1 pseudogene is annotated in these 289 nt (G+C 57.8%); it reads left to right on the plus strand.

Annotated elements, in window-relative coordinates:
- Positions 1-114 precede the first annotated feature (114 nt).
- Positions 115-289 (plus strand): annotated as a pseudogene (locus P0G09_RS20360) (D-alanyl-D-alanine carboxypeptidase); the annotation flags it as partial.

A 289-nucleotide genomic window follows, 5' to 3' on the forward strand; every position in this document is an offset into this window, starting at 1 on the left:
TGCGCAGCGGCGAGAATACGAGCTGACCGACGCCGGCGCTGATGCGCTTCGGCTTGCCTTTGATAGCGATCAGACAGGGCTCGGTATTATTGCCTTGCCGTGACGGCCGGAGCCATGTTTGACCCCAGCACGGTCTACGATGTCAAGGCCCAGAGCGCCTATATCGTGAACACCGACACCAACAACATCGTCTATGAAAAAGACAGCGAGAAGCAGGTGTCCGCCGGGGGCCTGACGAAATATATGACCATTGCGCTGGTGCTGACCAACTATGCCGACCAGCTGGACA

This window comes from Faecalibacterium sp. DFI.5.82 (genome assembly GCF_029076575.1).
GTDB classification, from domain to species: domain Bacteria; phylum Bacillota; class Clostridia; order Oscillospirales; family Ruminococcaceae; genus Faecalibacterium; species Faecalibacterium duncaniae.